The sequence below is a fragment of the Sphingobium chungbukense genome (genome assembly GCF_001005725.1).
GTDB lineage: Bacteria > Pseudomonadota > Alphaproteobacteria > Sphingomonadales > Sphingomonadaceae > Sphingobium > Sphingobium chungbukense.
The window spans coordinates 1-4,345 of sequence record NZ_LBIC01000028.1; the positions used below are offsets into that span (position 1 = coordinate 1).

2 protein-coding genes are annotated in these 4,345 nt (G+C 65.1%); both read left to right on the forward strand.

Features of this window, described 5'->3' with window-relative positions; translation table 11 throughout:
* Positions 1 to 211: 211 nt before the first annotated feature.
* On the forward strand, positions 212 to 2,035 hold the full coding sequence (locus YP76_RS26315; RefSeq protein ID WP_046766325.1) for a strawberry notch C-terminal domain-containing protein: 1,824 nt from the start codon (positions 212 to 214) through the stop codon (positions 2,033 to 2,035).
* A 111-nt stretch (positions 2,036 to 2,146) separates the two neighbouring features.
* Entirely contained in the window at positions 2,147 to 4,159 is a 2,013-nt protein-coding gene (locus tag YP76_RS26320; RefSeq protein ID WP_046766326.1) for a ParB/RepB/Spo0J family partition protein, read from the forward strand.
* Positions 4,160 to 4,345 lie beyond the last annotated feature (186 nt).

The following is a 4,345-nucleotide window of genomic DNA, read 5'->3' on the forward strand; positions in this document are numbered from 1 at the left end:
AAATCCCTGCGAGAAAAACGATAATGGGGCGCTTGGGCAGTTTGTTCGGCATGGCAGATCTCCATGGCGGACAGCCTTGCATCGGGACCTCGATTGAAAGCGACGAACGACTGCCTCGGGGATTTTCTACAACCTGCACCATTCCAGCGGTGCCGACAATCCTAACGGCCCCAGCATTCAACCTTGTCAGGCAATTATCTGGAGTGAAATCATGGAAAACCGAAGGAAACCTGCGCCTCCCGCCGCCACGCTCGACATAAACTGCGACTGCAAAGAATTCCTGGTCGACTATCTGACAGCGGCCTTTCCGGTGCGCCAGATGCGCATCTATACCGACGATAGCGGCACGGTGCGCTCGGAACCGATGATTGACGAGGCGGGACAGCCCGTGCTGTGCCGGGAAGCGATCGCCATGCGCGACCAGCTCCTCGAGCAGCTTTGTGCGCTACCGGTGATCGGCTCGGCGCTCGATCACATCATCGGGCATTTCGGGACGGAGGCAGTGGCCGAGGTTACGGGTCGCAGCCGGCGGATCATCGTCGATGCCGACGGCCGTCAGCGGATCGAACGGCGCAGCGCGCGCACGAACCTCGCGGAGACCGACATCTTCATGCGCGGCGAAAAGCGCATTCTGATCTTTTCCGACGCCGGCGGGACGGGGCGGAGCTACCACGCCAGCCTCGACACGCCCAATCAGAGCCGCCGCATCCACTATCTGCTCGAGCCCGGTTGGCGCGCGGACGCGGCGATCCAGGGGCTAGGCCGCACGCATCGAACCCACCAAGCCTGCCCGCCCCTGTTTCGGCCCGTTTCCACCGATTGCCGCGGCGAACGGCGGTTCATCTCGACCATCGCCCGGCGCCTCGACAGCTTGGGCGCCCTGACCCGCGGCCAACGCCAGACCGGCGGGCAGGGACTTTTCGACCCCCGCGACAATCTGGAGTCCGACTTCGCGCGGGAATCGCTCGACCAGTGGTTTCGCCTACTGTTCCAGGGAAAGCTCCAATCGGTGCGCTTTGATCAATTCCAGTCGCTCACCGGTTTGAACCTGGCCGGGGAGGGTGGGGGGCTCACTGAGACCTTGCCCACGATCCAGCGGTGGTTGAACCGCATCCTGGCACTGCGCATCGACCTGCAGAACGCGATCTTCGACGAATATCTGGGCTTGATCGAAGCACGGGTGGAAAAGGCCCGCGAGGCTGGCACCCTCGATCTTGGCGTCGAAACGATCGCGGCCGACCGAATTTCGATCCTCGACCGCACGGTGATCCGGCGCGATCCCGTGAGCGGCGCCGAAACCGAGATCCTGCGTATCGAAACCGAGGAACGATATCGGCCGCTGACCCTGGAACGAGCGCATTGGCTTCTGGCCGACCCGGAAGCGCGCGGGTTGATCAACCCGCGTTCCGGCAAGGCCGCCATTTGCCGGCCGACCTTCTCGCTGACGGACGAAGAGGGGCGGACCGTGCGCCGCTACGAGCTGGTGCGTCCAACGCGCACCGAACGGCACCGGCAGGACCTCTTCGCCGAAACCCATTGGACCGACGTGGACCGCGCGAGCTTCGACGAAGCCTGGCAGGCCGAATGCGACGCGATGGCCGCGCAGACGCGTACGCAGATCATCTATCTGGTCACGGGCCTGCTGCTCCCGGTCTGGGGAAAGCTGCCCGACGATCATGTCCAGGTCTGGCGGTTGACGAGCGATGACGGCCAGTCGCTTCTCGGGCGTCTTATTCCGGCGCCGCTGGTGGAGCGGATCGCCAGCGCATTCGGCATCGCCGCCCATGTCGCGATCGATCTAGGCGCGCGGGTCGAGCACGTTCGCACCTCGGGCGAGATCATGCCGATCGGGTCGCTCCGGCTGAAGCGGGCCTTGGTCGCCGGCGACCAACGCCTCGAATTGCTCGACTGGAAGTCCGACGCCCTTCCTCATCTCAAGGCGGCGGGCTGCTTCACCGAGATCATCCAACACCGCACGCGGCTCTTCGTCCCACCGAGCCGCGCCGTCGAGATCCTTGGCGAGATAGCAGGCTGAGCAGCGGCAGCGTCAAGCGATCGAAGAGAGGGGAGGGGGCCTTCGGCCGGGTGGGCCTGAGTGGCTCAAGCCGGCCGACGACGTCGGCGCAACCCTCGAAGGAGACAACCGATGATCCAGTCCGTGAAGGTCAAGAACCTCTCGCTCTCCAAGGATAATGTCCGCAAATCCAATCGCGATGCCGACCTCGACAGTCTGGCCGAGAATATCGCTGCGCATGGCCTGTTGCAGAATCTCGTGGTCACGCCGCTAAAAAAAGCGGGGCACTTCACCGTCAAGGCGGGCGGCCGCCGCTTGCGGGCGCTCCAACGCCTGATTGAGACGAACCGGCTTGCCGCGGACCATGAGGTTCAGGTGCTGGTGCTCGAGGATGATGCCGGATCGGCCGAAGCGAGCCTTGCCGAGAATTTCCATCGCGTCGCGATGAACCCGGCGGATGAATGCTCGGCCTTCAAGCACTTCCTCGACCGGGGGGCGAGCGGCGAGGATGTGGCGAAACGCTTCGGGGTCACGACCCGCTTCGTCGAGCAGCGGGTCCGGCTTGCCGAACTGGCTCCCGTCGTCTTCGCGGCGCTTGCCGCAGGCGAGATCACGCTCGGGGTCGCGCAGGCTTATGCCGTCACGCCCGATGTCGACCGCCAGGCGCGTGTGTTCGAGAGCATGAGCCGGTCCTATTATGGTGACAATCCCGACAATGTCCGTCGTGCGCTCCTCAACGGGACGGTGAAGGCGACCGATGCGAAGGCGCGGTTCGTTGGCCGCGATGCCTATGTCGGTGCGGGCGGCCGGATCGAGCGCGACCTGTTCGGCGATGATGCGGACGAGAGCTGGATCGACGTGGAGATCATCGAGCAGCTTGCCGCCCAGAAGCTCGAAGCAGCGGCACAAACACTCGCTGCCGAGCAGAAGCTGGCATTCGTGACACCGGTCCTCGCGACCCACGTGCCCTATGACATGGAGTGCCAGCTCTACGAATATCATCCGGCGCTGCGCGAATTGCGCGAGGACGAGCAGGATCGCGTCGACAGTCTTTCCGATGAGGGCGATGCGCTCATCCGTGAACTGGAAACCGAACTTGAGGACGGCACACCAGAGGCCGAGGCGGCTTCGGTGCGGCTCGCCGACATCGAGCGGGAACTCGATGCGATCGAGGCGGCGCGCACGATGGTCGACGATGCGGTCAAGGACCAGCTGGGCACCTTCATCTATCTTGCCCCTGACGGCACCCCGCGGGTGCACAGCCGCATGTTCAGCGAGCGCGCCATTCGTCAGGCGGGAGACGACGGCGAACCCGAGGCGCCGTCCGGCAAGGTCGCGACCTCCCGGCTCAGCGCGACGCTGGTCGACGAACTCGCGACGCAGCGGCGGCAGATCCTGGCGTCCCATGTCGCCTCGGACGCGGGGTTCGCGCTCGACCTCGCGATATTCCTGATCGCGCACCGGACCGTGTTCGCCAGCGGCTATGTCCGGGACCACTCGACGCTGCAAGCGGCCGCCGCGAGCTTCCCGATCGTCGGCTTCCGCGACGAAGGCAGCGCGGCCAGCAACGTCCTGGCCGAACAGCGCCAGGGGCTCGATGTGAGCTGGGCAGGCGGGAACACGCTGTCGTCGCGTTTCGATGCCTTCCGGCAACTGGATGAACAGGCGCGCGCCGATTGGCTTGCCCATGTCGTGGCGCAGACGCTCGAACCGACGCTCAACGTCGACGATGGCGGGCGCCGCAACGGCTTCCACGATCATCTCGGACGTCTGCTCGACATTGATGTCGCGCAATGGTGGCGGCCCGATGCCCAGAACTTTTTCGGACGCGTGAAGAAGGACGTCATGCTCGAAGCGCTTGAAGAGATCGGCGGGCCAGTACTGCGCGGCCGCTACAAGGACGCCAAGAAGGGTGACCTTGCCAATGCCTGCGCGGCGCTCTGTTCCGGGCAGGGCATCGTCGAGGCCGAAGTCCGGGAAAAGGCGCTCTGCTGGCTGCCCGATGAGATGCGGTTTGGCGCGGTGGAGAAGCCCGAAAGCTTCCGTAGCTATTCCGCCTTCCTCAGCGACGAAGACGACAGCGACGGCGGGGCAGGGGAGATCGCCCCCAATGGCGATGCTGATGACCTCGACGAGGCGGCCTGAGACCAACGCGTAATGGCGGGCGGCGCTCTTGCGTCGCCCGCAGTCCTTCATCGGCGGCGCTGGCCGCCGCTCTTTCGTGGAGTATCCACCATGACTCGATCATCGGGCCGGCCCTCGCCGGCCGAGACCATCACGTGCGCCATCATCGACCGGCTCGATGCCGGTGTGCGACCCTGGGTGCGGCCC